The organism is Klebsiella sp. JN_Kp122, from assembly GCF_040062085.1.
GTDB classification, from domain to species: Bacteria; Pseudomonadota; Gammaproteobacteria; order Enterobacterales; family Enterobacteriaceae; genus Klebsiella; species Klebsiella aerogenes.
Map to the genome: position 1 here is coordinate 1 of NZ_JBEAHW010000027.1, position 17,947 is coordinate 17,947.

The following is a 17,947-nucleotide window of genomic DNA, read 5'->3' on the forward strand; positions in this document are numbered from 1 at the left end:
GAACCAGGGAATGCCGGTATCAAAAACCGGTGCCTTACCGCTTGGCGATACCCCATCCGTGCAACGCTTTTTGGTGAATGGTGCGGGAGGCGAGACTTGAACTCGCACACCTTGCGGCGCCAGAACCTAAATCTGGTGCGTCTACCAATTTCGCCACTCCCGCAAAAAAGATGGTGGCTACGACGGGATTCGAACCTGTGACCCCATCATTATGAGTGATGTGCTCTAACCAGCTGAGCTACGTAGCCATCTTTTTTTCGCGTTACCTTATCGGCGTTGCGGGGCGCATTATGCGTATTGGGCCTGCGAGCGTCAACCACTTTTTCAAGGAAAATCGTCGTAATGTGACTGTTTGGTTAGGTTGCGAACAGCATGCTGCAATAATCGGCAAGAATTGATTATTTATCGTTTTTATTTGCCAATTTTGGCATAAAAAAAACGGACCCCGTAGGGTCCGTGAGATTGATGACAAACCTTATACATCGTTAGGTTTGCAGATAGCGACAGGCAAATAACAAGGAAAATCAATTCATTGATTTTCGACTGATAGCCACAAAGAAGGAAAAACCACGCTTTTTCCTTCTTTGTCAGCAGCCTGGCGGACCCCGTAGGGTCCGCTATGCGTGTTGATTGCTTATTTATAAGCTGACTGGTGGACGCCGACCGCGCGTCCTGATGGATCGTTCATGGTTTTGAACGCTTCATCCCACTCGATGGCTTTCGCTGAAGAGCAGGCAACGGACGGGCCGCCGGGTACGCATTCCGCCGCGCTGGGCAGCGGGAACAGCTCTTCGAAGATTTCGCGGTACAGATAACCTTCTTTAGATGTCGGCGTGTTGTACGGGAAGCGGAAGCTTGCCGTCTCCAGCTGCTGGTCGCTAATCTGTTTTGCCGCCACTTCTTTCAGCGTATCAATCCAGCTATAGCCCACGCCGTCGGAGAACTGCTCTTTCTGGCGCCAGGCGACGCTGGCTGGCAGATAGGACTCAAAGCATTCGCGCAAAATATGTTTTTCCATTTTGCCGTTGCCGCACATTTTATCCTGCGGGTTGATGCGCATCGCCACATCGAGGAATTTCTTATCGAGGAACGGTACGCGGGCCTCTACCCCCCAGGCGGACATCGCTTTGTTAGCGCGGGCGCAGTCAAACATGTGCAGCGCCTGCAGTTTACGCACCGTTTCTTCATGCAGTTCTTTAGCGTTCGGCGCTTTGTGGAAGTAGAGATACCCGCCGAATACTTCATCGGAACCTTCGCCAGAGAGCACCATTTTAATGCCCATGGCTTTAATTTTACGCGACATCAGGTACATCGGCGTCGAGGCGCGAATGGTAGTCACGTCATACGTTTCGATGTGATAGATAACGTCGCGGATCGCATCCAACCCTTCCTGTACCGTAAAGTGAATTTCGTGATGCACGGTGCCGAGGTGGTTTGCGACTTCCTGCGCCGCTTTCAGGTCAGGGGAGCCTTCGAGGCCGACCGCGAATGAATGCAGCTGCGGCCACCAGGCTTCGCTGCGCTCCTGATCTTCAACGCGGCGGGCGGCGTATTTTTTGGTAATGGCCGAAATCACCGACGAGTCCAGGCCGCCGGAGAGCAGCACGCCGTAAGGAACATCGGACATCAGGTGGCTCTTCACCGACTCTTCCAGCGCCTGACGCAACTCGTTTTTATCCGTGACGTTGTCTTTTACCGCGTCGTAGTCGAACCAGTCGCGCTGATAGTACTGGCGAATTTCGCCATCCTGGCTCCACAGGTAGCTACCAGCAGGGAACTCTTTAATCGTGCGGCAGACCGGCACCAGCGCTTTCATTTCAGAGGCGACGTAGAAGTTGCCGTGCTCGTCGTGGCCCATATACAGCGGGATAATACCGATATGGTCGCGGCCAATCAGATAAGCGTCTTTTTCGCTGTCATACAGCGCGAAGGCAAACATCCCCTGCAGTTCATCGAGGAACTCAGGCCCTTTTTCCTGGTACAGCGCGAGGATCACTTCACAGTCGGAACCGGTCTGGAACTGATAGCGATCGCCATATTCGGCGCGCAGCGCCTGGTGGTTGTAGATTTCACCGTTGACCGCCAGGGCATGGGTTTTTTGTTGGTTATAGAGCGGCTGGGCGCCGGCGTTGACGTCGACGATCGACAGACGTTCGTGGGCGAGAATCGCTTTATCGCTGGCATAAACGCCGGACCAGTCCGGTCCGCGGTGGCGCATCAGGCGGGAAAGTTCCAGTGCCTTTTTACGCAGTTCGCCTGCGTCAGTTTTGATATCCAGTACGCCAAAAATAGAACACATAGCCTTCTCCGTTATCCTGTCTTGTAGTGATGTTATGCAGACCTCGTCTCTTGCAAGGTCTTAGTGCGTGTTAAAGAAAATGCCGTAAAGGAGAGTGGGGCGCAAGAGATTTACCGGCAGAAACGTAAAAAGTGCAATGCTGATTGCCGGATGTTGAAAAATGAGTATGTTTAGCTCGGCTTTATTGATGATTGTTTAGCGATAAGCCATTTTCATTAGATGAATCTATTTTTGGCAGCGCCAAAAATAAAAAACCACGTCCAGGGACGTGGTTTCGGCTCAAAAAACGTCGATTTCGGCGACCGACGGATAAATCCACGACGGGCGGAACGGCATGCTGTCGATATCGTCCAGCGTGGAGACTCCGGAGAGCACCAGAATGGTCTCAAGGCCCGCCTGGAAGCCGGCGAGGATATCAGTACGCAGGTTATCGCCGACGATCACCGTTTGCTCGGAGTGGGCCTGCATTTTGTTAAGCGCGGAACGGATAATCCACGGGCTCGGCTTACCGACATAAAACGGTTTACGGCCGGAGATTTTTTCGATTCCCGCACAGAGCGCGCCGCAAGCAGGGTAGTAGCCACGGCCGTGAGTATCCGGGTTGGTGGCGATGAAACGCGCGCCGTTGGCGACAAAGAAAGCCGCTTTATGCATCATTTCCCAGTTAAAGGAGCGGGTCTCGCCAACGATGACGAAATCAGGGTTAACGTCGGTGATGGTGAAGCCGGCCTTATACAGTTCGTGGATGAGCGCGCCTTCGCCAACCACATAGGCTTTTTTACCTTCCTGGCGACGCAGGAAATCGGCGGTGGCCATGGCGGAGGTGTAGAACGCGGTATCCGGCACTTCGATACCGGCGGTGGCGAAGCGGTTGGCCAGGTCCTGCCCGGTTTGCGAAGGATAGTTGGTCAGCATCACCAGCGGCATGCCTTTTTCCAGGATGCGTTTGATAAATTCAGCGGCGCCGGGAACAGCCACGTTATCGTGCATCAGCACGCCGTCGATATCACAAATTACGTTTTGAATGGTCATGGACAGTCCAACATCATTAACGAAAGGCGAAACTATAAAGCTGGATTAACTTTCCAGCAAATGCTGTAGCAGGATGCCGTTGAGCATCGCGCGCTTGACCAGCGCAAAGGCGCCGATGGCGGAGCGGTGATCGAGCGTCGAGCGTACCACCGGCAAATTGTGGCGAAACGCTTTCAGCGCCTGGCCGTTGATACAGCTTTCTATGGCCGGCAGCAGCACCTTTTCCGCCTCGACGATTTCACCGGCAATCACCACTTTTTGTGGGTTAAACAGGTTGATAGCGATGGCGATGGTTTTGCCCAGATGACGGCCAACGTATTCGACCACTTCACAGGCCAGCGCATCGCCTTTATTTGCCGCTTTGCAGATGGTTTTGATATTGCAGTCATCAAGCGTGATGCGGCTTTGATAGCCCTGCTCAAGCAGATGGCGGACGCGGTGCTCAATAGCGGCGTTCGCGGCGACGGTTTCCAGACAGCCGAAGTTGCCGCAGTGACAGCGTTCGCCTAATGGGTCAACCTGGATATGGCCAATTTCGCCGACGTTACCGTTACGGCCGATAAAAATGCGCCCGTTGGAAATAATGCCCGCGCCGGTACCGCGGTGTACGCGCACCAGAATAGAGTCCTCGCAATCCTGGCTTGCGCCAAAATAGTGCTCGGCCAACGCCAGGCTGCGGATGTCGTGGCCGACAAAACAGGTGACGTTAAAGCGTTTTTCCAGTGCTTCGACCAGCCCCCAGTTCTCTACCTGAATGTGCGGCATATAGCGGATAACGCCGCTTTCCGGATCGACCAGCCCCGGCAGAATGACCGAAATGGCGATGAGCTCGCGGATTTTGCGCTGACAATTTTCAATAAAGGTGGCGATGATATTCAGCAGCGCGTGCTCAAGCGTTTCCTGGGTACGCTCCGGCAGCGGGAAGTGCTCTTCTTCCAGCGTCTTACTGCTTAAATCATAGAGGGTCAGGGTGGCGTCATAGCGGCCAAGCCGCACGCCGATAGCGTTGAAATTGCGGGTTTCCGCAATGATAGAGATGGCGCGGCGCCCCCCGGTGGAGGCCTGCTGATCGACTTCTTTGATCAGGCCGCGCTCAATAAGCTGACGCGTAATTTTGGTTACGCTGGCAGGGGCAAGCTGACTTTGTTCCGCTATCTGAATGCGCGAGATGGGACCATGTTGGTCAATCAGCCGATAGACGGCCGCGCTGTTCAGCTGTTTTACCAGATCGACGTTACCAATTTGAGCTTGTCCGCCTGCTGTCATACTTTTACTTACTCAGTGACGACCTCGTTACCATTAACGATGGTCTTGATGATTTTATAATCGCGGCTGAAAGCGGTCAGGTTAGCGACCATACCCGGCGCAATGCTGCCGAGCTGCTTGTCCACGCCAATCGCGCGCGCTGGGTAGAGCGTCGCCATACGCAGCACTTCGTCCAGCGCTACGCCGCAATGTTCAACGAGGTTACGTACCCCTTCGATCATGGTCAGCGAAGAACCGCTGAGAGTGCCGTTTTCATCCACGCACAGACCATTACGGTAGTATATTGTTTTACCAGCAAAAATGAACTGGTCAATATTAGCCCCTGCCGGCGCGGTGGCGTCAGTCACCAGGCACAGTTTATCGCCTTTCAGGCGTTTAGCGTTACGCACGTTGGCATAATCGACGTGCATGCCGTCAACGATGATACCGCAGTAGACATCCGGCTCGTCGAAAATGGCGCCGGCCAGACCTGGTTCACGGCCGGTAATGTACGGCATGGCATTATAAAGGTGCGTCGCAAAAGTGATACCGGCGCGGAAACCGATTTTCGCTTCTTTCAGCGTAGCGTTAGAGTGGCCTGCCGAAACCACGATGCCGGCGGCGACCAGTTTACGGATCACTTCCGGCTCGACGCGCTCAGGGGCCAGCGTCACTTTGGTGATAACGTCGGCGTTGTCGCACAGGAAATCAACCAGCGCGGCGTCCGGTTTACGCACGTAGTCCGGGTTATGGGTGCCTTTCTTGACGATATTCAGCCACGGCCCTTCCAGATGCAGACCCAGCGCCTGGTTGGGGTGTTTTTGCAGGTATTCGCGCATGACGCGGATGCCTTGCTTCATCAGATCATCGCTGGAAGTAATCAGCGTCGGCAGGAAGTTGGTGCAGCCGGAACGCTCATTCGCTTTCTGCATAATTTCCAGCGTTTCGACGGTGACCGCATCCGGACTATCGTTGAATTGCACGCCGCCGCAGCCGTTCAGCTGGACGTCGATGAAACCGGGGGCAATAATCGCGCCGTTGACCGAGCGTTGCTCAATTTCAGACGGCAAATCAGCCAGCGGACAGAGACGTTCGATACGGCCATTGGCGATAACGACCGCATGGTCATCGAGAATTTCATGACCGGTGTAAACCCGGCCCTGGGTTAATGCATACATTACGACCCCCGGTATATACGCCCCACCAGCTCAACTCGCATTGTTCTGGCGTTGCATACAAAGAAAAAGATGGTCCCACGCCAGGGCGCGGGACTGACTACATTACAGACCTTTAATATTTTCAGCTTCTAATTCGTTGAAATATTTAAGGGTCTTCACTTTCAGTTCCATCGTGGACGGCTCGTCGCAGACCACAACCGCTTTCGGATGCAGCTGCAGACAGGTGATGGTCCACATGTGGTTGACGTTACCTTCGACCGCCGCCTGCAGCGCCAGCGCTTTCTGATGGCCCAGTACCAGAATCATCACTTCTTCTGCATCCAGCAGGGTACCCACGCCCACGGTCAGCGCATATTTCGGCACCAGATCCACATCGCCGTCGAAGAAGCGGGAGTTGGCCACGCGGGTGTCATGGGTCAGGGTTTTAATACGGGTACGGGACGCCAGAGAAGAGGCCGGTTCGTTAAACGCGATATGACCATCGTTACCTACGCCGCCCATAAACAGGTGGATTTTACCGTAGGAGCGGATTTTTTCTTCATAACGACGGCATTCTGCATCGATATCTGGCGCATTACCATTCAGCAGGTTGATATTTTCAGCTGGAATATCAACATGGTCAAAGAAATTGCGGTGCATGAAGCTATGATAGCTTTCCGGATGCTCTTTCGGCAGGCCGACATACTCATCCATGTTGAAGGTAACAACGTGCTTGAAGCTAACCTGGCCTGCTTTATGCATTTCAACCAGCGCTTTGTAAGCGGTAAGAGGCGTACCACCGGTAGGCAGACCCAGTACGAACGGACGGTCCGCGGTCGGTTTGAACGCGTTAATGCGGTTAACGATATGACGGGCAGCCCATTTACCTACTTGTTCAGCTGTTACCAGGGGGATCAGTCTCATTCTTCACCTCTATAGTTAAATTAGAACCTGGCGGATTGGCGCCAGCATACTATGAAGAGTATTGCAGCAACTGCGCCGACCGGGGTCAATCCGTGTTGATTTTTTGAATGATAAAATAAGTTTTCGATGTTAGCCAGTCAAAGGGAGGGGTGAATACGATATTTGGTGATTATAGTCACAAAAAATACCCGTTTAATTTGCGATACGAATTAATTTTTCACACACTTTGCCGGTAAGTGATAAATCCGACCTTGTTACACAATAAAAAAGTGGCTTTGAAATGAGCCTCATCGGGGTCTCATAGGGGGAATAAGATGAATATTTTAGGTTTCTTTCAGCGGCTGGGTAGGGCTTTACAGCTCCCTATCGCAGTGCTGCCGGTCGCGGCATTGCTGCTGCGATTCGGGCAACCAGATCTGCTGAACGTACCCTTCATCGCGCAAGCGGGTGGGGCAATCTTTGACAACTTAGCGTTGATCTTCGCCATCGGCGTGGCATCAAGCTGGTCCAAGGATAATGCGGGTTCTGCGGCGCTGGCCGGCGCGGTAGGTTATTTCGTGATGACCAAAGCGATGGTCACCATTAACCCGGAAATTAACATGGGCGTGCTGGCGGGTATCATTACCGGTCTGGTCGCGGGTGCTGTTTATAACCGCTGGGCCGGCATTAAACTGCCAGACTTCCTGAGCTTCTTCGGCGGCAAACGCTTCGTACCGATCGCTACCGGCTTCTTCTGTCTGGTGCTGGCCGCTATCTTCGGCTATGTCTGGCCGCCGGTGCAGCACGCTATTCATGCGGGCGGCGAATGGATCGTCTCTGCGGGCGCGCTGGGCTCCGGTATCTTCGGTTTCATCAACCGTCTGCTGATCCCAACCGGTCTGCATCAGGTGCTGAACACCATTGCCTGGTTCCAGATTGGCGAGTTCACCAACGCCGCGGGCGCGGTCTTCCACGGCGACATCAACCGCTTCTACGCCGGTGACGGCACCGCGGGGATGTTCATGTCCGGCTTCTTCCCGATCATGATGTTCGGTCTGCCGGGCGCGGCGCTGGCGATGTATCTGGCTGCGCCGAAAGAGCGTCGTCCGATGGTCGGCGGTATGCTGCTGTCCGTCGCCATCACCGCGTTCCTGACCGGTGTGACCGAGCCGCTGGAATTCCTGTTCATGTTCCTGGCGCCATTGCTGTACCTCCTGCACGCTATCCTGACCGGTATCAGCCTGTTCATCGCAACGGCGCTGGGTATCCACGCGGGCTTCTCCTTCTCCGCGGGCGCTATCGACTACGTGTTGATGTACAGCCTGCCGGCAGCCAGCAAAAACGTCTGGATGCTGCTGGTGATGGGCGTGGTGTTCTTCTTCGTTTACTTCCTGTTGTTCAGCGCGGTTATCCGCATGTTCAACCTGAAAACGCCGGGTCGTGAAGATAAAACCGACGACGTCGTGACTGAAGAAGCTAACAGCAACACCGAAGAAGGTCTGACTCAGCTGGCGACCAACTACATCGCAGCCGTAGGCGGTACCGATAACCTGAAAGCCATTGATGCTTGTATCACCCGTCTGCGTCTGACCGTCGGCGACTCGGCGAAAGTCAACGATGCCGCCTGTAAACGTCTTGGCGCTTCCGGCGTGGTGAAACTGAACAAACAGACCATCCAGGTCATTGTTGGCGCGAAAGCGGAATCCGTTGGCGACGCCATGAAGAAAGTGGTTGCCCGTGGTCCGGTTGCTGCTGCAGCTGCTTCGACTGACAGCGCGCCAGCCGCCGCGCCTGCGGCCAAACCGCAGGCGGTCGCGAACGCTAAAACCGTCGAAGCGCTGGTTTCCCCGATCACCGGTGAAGTGGTGGCGCTTGAGCAGGTGCCGGATGAAGCCTTCGCCAGCAAAGCCGTTGGTGACGGTATCGCGGTGAAACCGACCGATAACATCGTTGTCGCGCCGGCGGCCGGTACGGTGGTGAAAATCTTCAACACCAACCACGCATTCTGCCTGGAAACCGATAACGGCGCGGAAATCGTCGTCCATATGGGCATTGATACCGTCGCGCTGGAAGGCAAAGGCTTTAAACGTCTGGTTGAAGAGGGCGCACAGGTGAAAGCCGGCGAGCCGATCCTGGAAATGGATCTGGCGTTCCTTAACGCCAACGCCCGCTCGATGATCAGTCCGGTCGTCTGCAGCAACAGCGATGATTACAGCGCGCTGGTGATTCAGGCAACGGGTAACGTTGTTGCCGGCCAAACGCCGTTGTTCGAGATTAAAGGCAAGTAAGGCTCCTGAGTAGAGTTTTGCCTCAGCGGCGCAGCGAAACCTGCGCCGCTTTTTTTTGCAGCAAATACCCCCATATCCAACAACAGATACGTATTTTGCGTAACTAATAGTTGTCTCTGCGCCCTGCTTGTAAGATCATGTGCCGTTATACGTTGTTTACGCTTTGAGGAACCCGTGATGAGTGAGGCAGAAGCCCGCCCGACTAACTTTATCCGTCAGATCATCGATGAAGATCTGGCTACCGGTAAGCACACCACCGTTCATACCCGCTTCCCGCCGGAACCGAACGGTTACCTGCACATTGGCCATGCAAAATCCATTTGCCTGAACTTCGGCATCGCTCAGGATTATCAAGGTCAATGTAATCTGCGTTTCGATGACACCAACCCGGTGAAAGAAGATATCGAATACGTGGAGTCGATTAAAAACGACGTGCAGTGGTTAGGTTTCCACTGGTCCGGCGATGTCTGCTACTCCTCTGATTACTTCGATCAGCTGCATCAGTATGCGGTTGAACTGATCAACAAAGGTTTGGCCTACGTTGACGAACTGTCCGCCGACGAGATCCGCGAATACCGCGGTACTCTGAAAGAACCGGGTAAAAACAGCCCGTACCGCGATCGCAGCGTGGAAGAGAACCTCGCGCTGTTCGAAAAAATGCGTACCGGCGGTTTTGAAGAGGGTAAGGCTTGCCTGCGCGCGAAGATCGACATGGCGTCGCCATTCATCGTGATGCGTGACCCGGTGCTGTATCGCATTAAATTTGCCGAACACCATCAGACCGGCAACAAATGGTGCATCTACCCGATGTACGACTTCACCCACTGCATCAGCGATGCGCTGGAAGGTATCACCCACTCTCTGTGTACCCTGGAGTTCCAGGACAACCGTCGTCTGTACGACTGGGTGCTCGACAACATCAGTATTCCGGTGCATCCGCGTCAGTATGAATTCTCGCGCCTGAATCTCGAATACACCGTGATGTCCAAGCGTAAGCTGAATCAGCTGGTGACCGAAAAGCATGTGGAAGGCTGGGATGACCCGCGTATGCCGACTATTTCCGGTCTGCGCCGTCGCGGCTATACCGCTGAATCCATCCGCGAGTTCTGCAAACGCATCGGCGTGACCAAGCAGGACAACACCATTGAGATGGCGTCGCTGGAGTCGTGCATTCGTGAAGATCTGAATGAAAACGCGCCGCGCGCGATGGCGGTGATCGATCCGGTTAAACTGGTTATCGAAAACTATCCGCAGGGCGCAAGCGAAATGGTGGCGATGCCGAACCATCCGAACAAGCCGGAGATGGGCAGCCGCGAAGTACCATTCAGCGCTGAGATCTGGATCGATCGCGCGGACTTCCGCGAAGAAGCTAACAAACAGTACAAGCGTCTGGTGCTGGGTAAAGAGGTGCGTCTGCGCAACGCCTACGTGATTAAAGCGGAACGCGTTGAGAAAGATGCAGAGGGTAACATCACTACTATCTTCTGTACTTACGATGCCGACACCCTGAGTAAAGACCCGGCCGATGGCCGCAAGGTCAAAGGCGTTATCCACTGGGTGAGCGCGGCGCACGCGCTGCCGGTTGAAATTCGCCTCTATGACCGTCTGTTTAGCGTGCCGAACCCGGGCGCGGCGGATGACTTCCTGGCGGTAATGAACCCGGAATCTCTGGTCATCAAGCAAGGTTTCGCGGAGCCGAGCCTGTCGAAAGCGCAGGCGGGTAAAGCATACCAGTTCGAGCGCGAAGGTTACTTCTGCCTCGACAGCCGCTACGCCACCGAGGGCCATCTGGTCTTTAACCGCACCGTTGGCCTGCGTGACACCTGGGCTAAAATCGGCGAGTAATGCTCACCGTATTCATGAAACGCCGCACATTGCGGCGTTTTTTTTATTTCAGAATCAGTGAATTAAAAATCGATATTTTTTCGATGCGAATTAATCTTATTAAAACACCGTAATAATTCCCCATCTCTTCCTGCCGGTGTATTTACATTTAACCGTTTCAGCTTCCGGCAACTATCAATTTTTTTTCGATATAACCATGACTTATCGTTAAAAAAGCTGAGAAGTAAGTCTGTAACAAAAAGACATAAATTATGTGCGCTTTGTCATAATCTTAAGCTTTGCTCTGCGAAAGAGATTGATAATTCGCGTCACGAAAAATAGTCTATCCATAGTGGTTTCGCGGACTTTTAACCGCACCGCTTTTAGTACTTTTTTATTTTTTTAGCGAGCTGCCTTTGGCAATCGCAATTTTAAAACGTCAAAGAGGATATGCACATGCGTACGTTTAGTGGCAAACGTAGTACGCTGGCGCTGGCTATTGCCGCCGTCACCGCGATGTCGGGTTGGGTTGTGGCTCCACAGGCCAGCGCAGCAGGCTTTATCGATGATTCTACTTTAACTGGCGGTATCTATTACTGGCAGCGCGAGCGCGACCGTAAAAACGTAGAAACCGACAAGTATGAAACCAACCTTTCCCATTCTACCTGGAACGCCAACCTGGATTTCCAGTCCGGCTATGCCGCTGATATGTTCGGGATTGATATTGCCGCCTTCACCGCGATAGAAATGGCGGAAAACGGCGACAGCGGCCACCCGAACGAAATTGCCTTCTCCTCCAGTAACCGTGCCTACAGTGAAGATTATTCCGGCGATAAGAGCGGGATTAGCCTGTATAAAGCAGCGGCTAAATTTAAATTCGGCCCGGCGTGGGCGCGCGCGGGTTATATCCAGCCGACCGGGCAAACGCTGCTGGCGCCGCACTGGAGCTTTATGCCGGGTACCTATCAGGGGGCGGAAGCCGGAGCCAACTTCGACTATGGCGATAACGGCGCGCTGAGTTTCTCCTACATGTGGACCAACGAATATAAAGCGCCGTGGCATATCGAGATGGATGATTTCTACCAGAACGATAAGAAAACCAAGGTCGACTATCTGCACTCTCTTGGCGCGAAATACGATTTTAAAAACGATCTGGTGCTGGAAGCCGCTTTTGGCCAGGCTGAAGGTTATATCGATCAATACTTTGCGAAGGCCAGCTACAAATTTGATATCGCCGGTTCGCCGTTAAGCGCCAGCTATCAGTTCTATGGTACCCGCGATAAAGTCAGCAACGGCGGCGTCAACGACATCTACGACGGCACCGCGTGGCTGCAGGCGATCACCTTTGGCTATAAAGCGGCCGATGTGCTGGATCTGCGTCTGGAAGGGACTTGGGTTAAAGCCGATGGTCAGCAGGGCTACTTCCTGCAGCGTATGACGCCAACCTATGCCTCCTCTAATGGTCGTCTCGATATCTGGTGGGATAACCGCTCCGACTTTAACGCCAACGGCGAGAAAGCAGTATTCTTCGGCGCGATGTATGACATGAAGAACTGGGATATGCCGGGCTGGGCGTTTGGCGCTTCCTATGTTTACGCCTGGGATGCGAAGCCTGGCAGAATGGCATCCCCGGATGCTTACTACGATCCTAACTATCGTCTGAAAGAGTCCGCCTACAGTCTGGATGCTATCTACACCCTGCAGGAAGGCCGGGCGAAAGGAACGATGTTCAAACTGCACTTCACGCAATACGACAACCACTCCGACATCCCAAGCTGGAGCGGTGGTTACGGCAACATCTTCCAGGATGAGCGTGACGTGAAGTTTATGGTTATCGCGCCGTTCACCATTTTCTGATGCCTGCGCGGCGGGCGTAAGCCTGCCGCCCCTCTGGGAGAATAACTATGAAAAAGTTGCTGCTCATCGCCATCATGGCATCGGGTCTGGTTGCCTGCGCGCCATCGCCAGCGCCGAAAGAAGATTCCAAATTGAAAGATGCCTATAGCGCCTGTATCAACACGGCAGAAGGTAATCCGGACAAGATTGAAGCCTGTCAGAGCGTACTCAACGTCCTGAAGGAAGAGAAACCGCATCAGCAGTTTGCGACGCAGGAGAGCGTCAGAGTGCTGGATTATCAGGCCTGTATTCAGGCGACGCGCACCGGTAATGACCAGGCGGTCAAAGCGCGCTGCGATAAAATCTGGCAGGAGATTCGCAGTAATAACACCACTAAGTAAAGCAGACAGTTAAGCGTAAACGGGCGGAGCGCACACTCCGCCCGTCGCTATTTTAACGCGGTATTTCCGCTGGCTGATAGCCGCGGCTCAGACGCATGAACAGCATGGCGGTGGCGGCGAATCCGCATAGGGCCGCGCACATCAGCCACCAGCCTGGCGCGCTCTTATCACCGGTGATTTCGACCAGTGCGGTAGAGATAGCCGGCGTCAGCCCACCGAAGATAGCGGTGGCGAGGCTAAACGCCAGCGAAAAGCCCACGGTGCGAACGTAGACCGGCATCACTTCCGTTAGCGCCGCCACCATTGCGCCGTTATACATACCAAAGAAGAACGAGAACCACAGCAGCACCAGCGTCATGCGGGTGAAATCCGGCGCGGCGGTGAGCCATTGCATCACCGGCCAGGTGGTCAGCAGCGCCAGGACGGTAATTCCCATCAGCACCGGACGACGGCCTATTTTGTCTGACAGCGCTCCGCCAATCGGCAACCAGATAAAGTTAGAGATACCGACCAGCATCGTGACCAGCAAGCTGTCGCGTGCGCTCAGATGCAGTACCGCTCTGCCATAAGTTGGGGTATAGACGGTAATAAAATAAAAGGTGGTGGTGGTCATCGCCACCAGTAAGGTGCCCGCGCTGATGATGCGCCAGTTTTTAACAATAGTGGTCAGTATCTCTTTGGTATCGGGACGATGCTTACGCTGCAGAAACGCTTCGGTCTCCTGCAGCGAACGCCGGAGCACGAAAATCAGCGGGATAATCAGGCAGCCGATAAAGAAGGGAATGCGCCAGCCCCATTCTGCAATCTCGTCGTGACCCAGCGTCTCGTTCAGCGCGTAGCCAATCAGCGCCGCCATGACGATGGCGACCTGTTGGCTGGCGGACTGCCAACTGGTATAGAACCCCTTTTTCCCCGGTTTGGCGATTTCCGACAGATAGACCGATACGCCGCCGAGCTCGACCCCGGCCGAGAATCCTTGCAACAAACGGCCAATTAATACCAGCACCGGCGCCAGCACGCCGATGGTTTGGTAGCCCGGCACCAGCGCAATCAGTAACGTGCCGCAGCCCATAATCGCCAGGGTGACCATCAGCCCTTTGCGGCGACCGATCCTGTCGATATAAGCTCCTAATACCACCGCGCCGATGGGGCGCATCAGGAAACCGGAACCAAATACGGCAAAGGTGAGCATCAACGCCGCGAACTCACTCTCTGCCGGAAAGAAGGTCCTGGCGATATAGGTGGCGTAGAAACCAAACAGAAAGAAGTCGAATTGCTCGAGAAAATTACCGCTGGTTACGCGGAGAATTGCACTGAAGGTACCGGCGCGCGAGGTTGGTTGGGTCATAGGGTTTGCTCTCCATTGTCTTTATCTTGTTTTTATAGAGGTAAGAGGGGCGGGTTAGTCACCTGCGACTGCCGCCTGTTTTCCGCGGCGTTTCTCAATCGCCCACTTGAGTAGCGCCGCACAGCGATAAAATCCGTGGGCAAATTTTCCGTAAGGCAGCGTTAAAAACAGCGCCATCACCACCCCGAGATGGATAGCAAGCAGAATGCCCATCCACGAGGTGTCCCGGCCCGCCAGTAGCGCGAGCCCGGTAAAACTGGTCAGCAGCAACAGTAGGATAAAAGCGCGATCCATTGGTTTTTGCCGCGCGTCGCCGTGCAGCGGCGAGCGGCGCAGGTTTAGCCATAGCAAACCCGCAGGGCCTACCAGCAGCCCGACGCCGCCGAGCGTGCCAAGCAGCACCGGTACGCTAAAGAACGGGTAGGGCGCCTCCCAACCGGCGAGATAGTGATAGCCCGTAGCCACCAGCGTGGCGGCGAAACAGAGCATAAAACCGTAAAATGTGAAGTGGTGAAAACGGCGGCGCATCAGCGTGAAGGCGTCATCGGCCTCGTTACAGCCTTTACCGTGTCCGCCGTCGAGATATTTCAACGTCAGCGCATCATGCGAGGCCCTGGCGATATCACCAGCTTGCGGTTGGCCAGGTGAGATCTCGCGCCAGAAACGAATCACCCCGCTCATCAATAAACCAATGGCCACAATGAAAACCGAACCGAACATCCACGCCAGCAGGTTATGCGGGAAAATCTGGTAGAAATCACCGGCCAGCGGCGGGTGCAGCAGCGAACCTTTAAGACCCATTGCCAGCAGCAGAAACAGGACAAGACCCGCGACCAGCGCCAGCACCGTGGCGATCCCCGCACGGCGATATAAACTGCCGAAAGCGGCGGACCGGGCGTAATGTTGATAGGTTTCCAGCCGCACTTCCGCCATTGCTTTGGGAACATTAATCGCAAACTCGTGCGGCGGGGCATACTGACAGGCGTGCAGACAGGCGCCGCAGTTGTGGCACAGGTTCGCCAGATAGTTAATATCCGCCTTGCCGAATGCCAGACGCTGGGTCATGGCAGGGAATACGGCGCAAAACCCTTCGCAATAGCGACAGGCGTTACAGACCTGCATCACCCGTTCGACTTCCGCCTCCGGCTCGGTGATGATTTGCGCCTCGATGATCAGCTTTTCAAGCGACTTCATGATGTTTCTCCTGCTGCGCCGCCAGGGCGGCTTGCTGACCGGCAATGCGGCCGAATGTGGTCCCGATCGACATGCCTACGCCGGCGGTATAGCCTTTGCCCAGTACGTTGCCGGCCATCATTTCGCCGGCGACAAACAGGTTGCGGCTCGGCTTACCGGCAAAGTGAACGGCGGCGTGTTGATTGACGTACAGCCCGAGGTAGGTGAAGGTGATCCCTGGACGCAGGGCATAACCATAATAAGGCGGCGTATCGATAGGCCGCGCCCAGTGAGTTTTTGGCGGCGTCAGGCCGGAGGTAGCGCAGTTATCAAGATGGGTATGGTCGAACTGGCCTGGCGTACAGGCGGCATTGTAGCTGGCGATGGTCTGCGACAAACGTTCGCCATCCAGCCCCAATTGGCGGGCCAGTTCCGCGATGGTATTGGCCTGGGCGCCCGGAAAAACGGGCGGCATAAACTGTCCAACGGCTTTACTGTCGATGATCGAATAGCCGATTTGCCCCGGCTGGTGGGCGACCAGACGGCCCCAGATGGCGTAACGTTTGGGCCAGAAATCCTCCCCTTCATCATAAAAGCGCTCTGCATCGCGGTTCACCACCACCCCCAGCGACACGCAGTCGACGCGGGTACAGATGCCGCCGTCATAGAGCGGCGCCCGGGCGTCAATGGCGACGCAGTGCGACTGTGAAGGATCGCCGATGATATCGGCTCCGGCGTCGATCATAAATTTGAGCAGCACTCCCTGGTTAAAACGGGTGCCGCGGATGAGAAAGTTGTCGGCAGGCCACTCGCCGCGCTCATTTTGCCCCCAGGCTTCGCGCAGCCACTCGCGGTTAGATTCAAAACCGCCAGCGGCGAGCACGCAGGTTTTCGCGGCGATGCGCTCGGCGCCTGCCAGCGCGGCGACGAATTCGCCATCACGTAATTCAAGCGCCTGCACCGGCGTGTTATAGCGGATCTGCACGCCCATCTGCTCGGCGCTGCGGTAATAGGCATTGACCAGGGCTTTACCGCCGCCCATAAAAAAGGCGTTGGTGCGGGCGACGTGCAGGGCGCCGGATAAGGGCGGTTGAAAGTTAACGCCATGACGGCGCATCCAGTCCCGACATTGTGATGAAGTGCGGATCACCAGGCGAGCCAGCGCTTCGTTGGTGTTGCCCCCGGTGACGCGCAGCAGATCCTGCCAGTATTCTTCTTCCGGGTAGCTGTCGACTAAGACATCCTGCGGCGCATCGTGCATACAACGCAGGTTACGCGTGTGCTGAGAGTTACCGCCTCGCCATTCCCGCGGCGCGGCTTCCAGCAGCAATACGGATGCGCCTGCTTCCCGGGCGGTTAAGGCGGCGCATAACGCGGCGTTGCCGCCGCCAATCACCAGTACATCCACCATTATCGGCTCCATTACGCTTTGACTAATTGTTAAATTTGTAATGGAAATGTAAGGCTCAGGAGCGACAGGCGCTATGGCGTAAAGCTAAAGAGGGGTTTAGAAAGTGTAAAGGCTGGCGCCCGGCCAGCAGCCAGTTTCCACAAGCTGACGCATGACTTTGGTCAGTATCACGCGCGCGGCAAGGCCTGCCGGGGTGAGTTCGTCATCTGAGAGACTGACCAGAAAATTAGGTCGGCTTAGTACCGGATTGTCGACGCCGATCACTCTTAGCGCCTCGCTGTCGAGATGAGAAATCGCCGCGCCCGGCTGCAGCGTGGCGCCGAGCCCGTCACGGACGGCGCGCATCAGCAGGGCCAGGCCATCGATTTCAGCCACCACGTCAACGTTGATGGCGTGCTCCTGGCAAATAGCGTCCAGCCTGCCGCGCAGGCCATGTCCCTGGCTTGGCATAATCAGCGGGATGGCGGCAAGCTTGTCCGGAGAGATGCTATCGCCGGGCAGCGGCGCCAGCACGTCATGGGCGCCAATCAGGAACAGACGTTCCTCAAGAATGGGTCTGGCGCTCCAGCGCAGGATCTTCTCTTTCTGGAAAACGATGGCTAAATCGAGCTGGCGAGTGTTGATCATCCGTTCCAGATTGCCGGAGAGGCTTTCCACCAGGTGCAGGCGGACGTCGGCGTAGCTTTCGCGCATCGCGTTGATAAAAGGTACGCCCAGCACAGAAGCGGTGCTCGGCGCCATACCGACGCTGACGTGACCGGAAAGGCGCGCCTCACGCGCGGCGAGAATGGCATCGTCAGCATGGCGCAGCGCCAGTTGCGCCTGCGAGTAAAAGGCGAGGCCGGCGCTGGTGGGCATTACGCCGCGCGAAGTCCGTTGCAGCAGGCGGATAGCGAGTTCATTTTCCAGACGCGCCATTTGCTGGCTGAGCGCAGAGACGCCAATATTCAGATCGAGCGCGGCGCGGCCCATACTGCCTGTTTCCACGATGCGGACAAAATAGCGTAGCTGGCGCAGCTCCATAGTGACT

General features: G+C 55.2%; 13 protein-coding genes, 2 tRNA genes and 1 pseudogene. 4 read left to right on the forward strand and 12 right to left on the reverse strand.

The window, feature by feature from the left end:
• Window positions 1-78 precede the first annotated feature (78 nt).
• The 7 genes from ABLU78_RS12375 to nagB all read right to left on the reverse strand — a co-directional run bounded on the left by ABLU78_RS12375 (window position 79) and on the right by nagB (window position 6,657).
• Window positions 79-163: transfer RNA gene (locus ABLU78_RS12375), tRNA-Leu, on the reverse strand.
• Window positions 164-171: 8 nt separating this feature from the next.
• Window positions 172-248: transfer RNA gene (locus tag ABLU78_RS12380), tRNA-Met, on the reverse strand.
• A 386-nt stretch (window positions 249-634) separates the two neighbouring features.
• Window positions 635-2,299, reverse strand: coding sequence for an asparagine synthase B (gene asnB, locus ABLU78_RS12385; protein WP_015367711.1), 1,665 nt, complete (start codon window positions 2,297-2,299; stop codon window positions 635-637).
• Window positions 2,300-2,578: 279 nt separating this feature from the next.
• Window positions 2,579-3,331, reverse strand: coding sequence for an HAD-IIA family hydrolase (locus tag ABLU78_RS12390; protein ID WP_015367710.1), 753 nt, complete (start codon window positions 3,329-3,331; stop codon window positions 2,579-2,581).
• A gap of 45 nt (window positions 3,332-3,376) precedes the next feature.
• Window positions 3,377-4,597 (reverse strand): N-acetylglucosamine repressor, encoded by a 1,221-nt coding sequence (locus tag ABLU78_RS12395; RefSeq protein ID WP_015367709.1) that lies wholly within the window; start codon window positions 4,595-4,597, stop codon window positions 3,377-3,379.
• Between the two features lie 8 nt (window positions 4,598-4,605).
• Window positions 4,606-5,754 carry an N-acetylglucosamine-6-phosphate deacetylase gene (nagA, locus tag ABLU78_RS12400; protein WP_015367708.1) on the reverse strand — a complete coding sequence of 383 codons (1,149 nt, stop codon included), beginning with the start codon at window positions 5,752-5,754 and terminating at the stop codon, window positions 4,606-4,608.
• 102 nt (window positions 5,755-5,856) lie between these two features.
• Complete coding sequence (gene nagB, locus ABLU78_RS12405) at window positions 5,857-6,657, reverse strand: glucosamine-6-phosphate deaminase (protein ID WP_015367707.1); 801 nt, start codon at window positions 6,655-6,657, stop codon at window positions 5,857-5,859.
• A 314-nt stretch (window positions 6,658-6,971) separates the two neighbouring features.
• On the opposite strand from nagB, the gene nagE reads away from it, so the two are divergent.
• Together nagE and glnS are read left to right on the forward strand one after the other, a co-directional pair.
• On the forward strand, window positions 6,972-8,924 hold the full coding sequence (nagE, locus tag ABLU78_RS12410; protein ID WP_048228531.1) for a PTS N-acetyl glucosamine transporter subunit IIABC: 1,953 nt from the start codon (window positions 6,972-6,974) through the stop codon (window positions 8,922-8,924).
• Between the two features lie 177 nt (window positions 8,925-9,101).
• On the forward strand, window positions 9,102-10,769 hold the full coding sequence (glnS, locus tag ABLU78_RS12415) for a glutamine--tRNA ligase (RefSeq protein ID WP_015704748.1): 1,668 nt from the start codon (window positions 9,102-9,104) through the stop codon (window positions 10,767-10,769).
• Between the two features lie 252 nt (window positions 10,770-11,021).
• Here glnS and ABLU78_RS12420 read toward each other — a convergent pair.
• Window positions 11,022-11,099 (reverse strand): annotated as a pseudogene (locus tag ABLU78_RS12420) (methionine synthase); the annotation flags it as partial.
• A 105-nt stretch (window positions 11,100-11,204) separates the two neighbouring features.
• On the opposite strand from ABLU78_RS12420, the gene chiP reads away from it, so the two are divergent.
• Together chiP and chiQ are read left to right on the forward strand one after the other, a co-directional pair.
• Window positions 11,205-12,605, forward strand: coding sequence for a chitoporin (gene chiP / locus ABLU78_RS12425; protein WP_015704749.1), 1,401 nt, complete (start codon window positions 11,205-11,207; stop codon window positions 12,603-12,605).
• 47 nt (window positions 12,606-12,652) lie between these two features.
• On the forward strand, window positions 12,653-12,985 hold the full coding sequence (gene chiQ / locus ABLU78_RS12430) for a ChiQ/YbfN family lipoprotein (protein WP_015367703.1): 333 nt from the start codon (window positions 12,653-12,655) through the stop codon (window positions 12,983-12,985).
• Between the two features lie 52 nt (window positions 12,986-13,037).
• Here the strand turns inward: chiQ and ABLU78_RS12435 are convergent, their stop codons facing one another.
• The 4 genes from ABLU78_RS12435 to tcuR form a co-directional block, all read right to left on the reverse strand.
• Window positions 13,038-14,333: an MFS transporter gene (locus ABLU78_RS12435; RefSeq protein WP_032723580.1), complete on the reverse strand. Its 1,296-nt coding sequence runs from the start codon at window positions 14,331-14,333 to the stop codon at window positions 13,038-13,040.
• A 54-nt stretch (window positions 14,334-14,387) separates the two neighbouring features.
• A complete protein-coding gene (gene tcuB / locus ABLU78_RS12440) occupies window positions 14,388-15,527 on the reverse strand; it encodes a tricarballylate utilization 4Fe-4S protein TcuB (protein ID WP_048228533.1) in 1,140 nt (379 codons plus the stop codon).
• Window positions 15,514-16,917 (reverse strand): FAD-dependent tricarballylate dehydrogenase TcuA, encoded by a 1,404-nt coding sequence (gene tcuA, locus ABLU78_RS12445; protein ID WP_048228535.1) that lies wholly within the window; start codon window positions 16,915-16,917, stop codon window positions 15,514-15,516. The genes tcuB and tcuA overlap by 14 nt, the downstream gene beginning before the upstream one ends.
• A gap of 96 nt (window positions 16,918-17,013) precedes the next feature.
• Entirely contained in the window at window positions 17,014-17,940 is a 927-nt protein-coding gene (gene tcuR, locus ABLU78_RS12450) for a tricarballylate utilization LysR family transcriptional regulator TcuR (RefSeq protein ID WP_048228537.1), read from the reverse strand.
• Window positions 17,941-17,947 lie beyond the last annotated feature (7 nt).

What these genes read in the sequence shown, in the direction of transcription:
- asnB (WP_015367711.1), bottom strand. Translation starts at nt 2,299, where the DNA reads ATGTGTTCTATTTTTGGCGTACTGGATATCAAAACTGACGCAGGCGAA.
- ABLU78_RS12390 (WP_015367710.1), bottom strand. Translation starts at nt 3,331, where the DNA reads ATGACCATTCAAAACGTAATTTGTGATATCGACGGCGTGCTGATGCAC.
- ABLU78_RS12395 (WP_015367709.1), bottom strand. Translation starts at nt 4,597, where the DNA reads ATGACAGCAGGCGGACAAGCTCAAATTGGTAACGTCGATCTGGTAAAA.
- nagA (WP_015367708.1), bottom strand. Translation starts at nt 5,754, where the DNA reads ATGTATGCATTAACCCAGGGCCGGGTTTACACCGGTCATGAAATTCTC.
- nagB (WP_015367707.1), bottom strand. Translation starts at nt 6,657, where the DNA reads ATGAGACTGATCCCCCTGGTAACAGCTGAACAAGTAGGTAAATGGGCT.
- nagE (WP_048228531.1), top strand. Translation starts at nt 6,972, where the DNA reads ATGAATATTTTAGGTTTCTTTCAGCGGCTGGGTAGGGCTTTACAGCTC.
- glnS (WP_015704748.1), top strand. Translation starts at nt 9,102, where the DNA reads ATGAGTGAGGCAGAAGCCCGCCCGACTAACTTTATCCGTCAGATCATC.
- chiP (WP_015704749.1), top strand. Translation starts at nt 11,205, where the DNA reads ATGCGTACGTTTAGTGGCAAACGTAGTACGCTGGCGCTGGCTATTGCC.
- chiQ (WP_015367703.1), top strand. Translation starts at nt 12,653, where the DNA reads ATGAAAAAGTTGCTGCTCATCGCCATCATGGCATCGGGTCTGGTTGCC.
- ABLU78_RS12435 (WP_032723580.1), bottom strand. Translation starts at nt 14,333, where the DNA reads ATGACCCAACCAACCTCGCGCGCCGGTACCTTCAGTGCAATTCTCCGC.
- tcuB (WP_048228533.1), bottom strand. Translation starts at nt 15,527, where the DNA reads ATGAAGTCGCTTGAAAAGCTGATCATCGAGGCGCAAATCATCACCGAG.
- tcuA (WP_048228535.1), bottom strand. Translation starts at nt 16,917, where the DNA reads ATGGTGGATGTACTGGTGATTGGCGGCGGCAACGCCGCGTTATGCGCC.
- tcuR (WP_048228537.1), bottom strand. Translation starts at nt 17,940, where the DNA reads ATGGAGCTGCGCCAGCTACGCTATTTTGTCCGCATCGTGGAAACAGGC.